This is a genomic window from Desulfosporosinus shakirovi (genome assembly GCF_020595055.1).
In the GTDB taxonomy this organism is placed as follows: domain Bacteria; phylum Bacillota; class Desulfitobacteriia; order Desulfitobacteriales; family Desulfitobacteriaceae; genus Desulfosporosinus; species Desulfosporosinus shakirovi.
Genome location: NZ_JAJDOO010000093.1, coordinates 1 through 725 on the forward strand (window position 1 = coordinate 1; position 725 = coordinate 725).

General features: G+C 50.5%; 1 protein-coding gene. It reads right to left on the bottom strand.

Annotated elements, in window-relative coordinates; all coding sequences use genetic code 11:
• Positions 1–725, bottom strand: a 725-nt coding sequence (locus tag LJE72_RS25940; RefSeq protein WP_229251019.1) for an NADH-quinone oxidoreductase subunit N, incomplete at both ends; no start/stop codon positions are given.

Consider the following 725-nt stretch of genomic DNA (forward strand, 5'->3'; position numbering starts at 1 on the left):
AGGAACATGACCTTAATCACTGAGAGATAATAGTATACGGAAATCATACTCATGACGAACCCGATATAGGCAATCGCTACATACCCTTGATCCATCGCCGCAGAGAAGAGATAGAATTTCCCTACGAAGCCGGCAAGGGGTGGAATTCCCGCGAGAGATAACAGGGATGCTGTCATAACCACCGTGGCTAACGGGGAACGGTGCCAGAATCCAGCCAAGTCCTTGATCTCGCTGCTGCCTTGCTTCTCCGCCACAAGCGTTGCTACTGCAAAGGCTCCCATATTTGCGAAGACGTAAATCATCGCATAGAAGAGGACCCCTTTGATCCCCGCTGTGGATTCAGCAATAATACCCACCATCAAATAACCCGCTTGGGCAATGCTGGAAAAGGCTAATAATCGTTTTAGGTTCGTTTGTGGTATGGCAATCAAGTTACCCACAATCATCGTAATCGCTGCCATAACGAACAACAGGGTTTGTCCCGTTGCTGAAAAAGCTTGGCTGTTCATGGTTAAGAGGTAAACACGGATCAGCACCGCAAAGGCTGCGGCTTTCGAGGCAATCGCCAAGAAGGCTGTGACCGGGGTTGGGGCACCTTCGTAAATATCCGGTGCCCAAAGGTGAAACGGCACCAGCGAAATCTTAAAGCCCAATCCAGCCAAGATGAACACCGTCGCCAAGAGCGAGGCCGGCGTGAGGTTTCCACCCAGTGAACTCGCAATTTG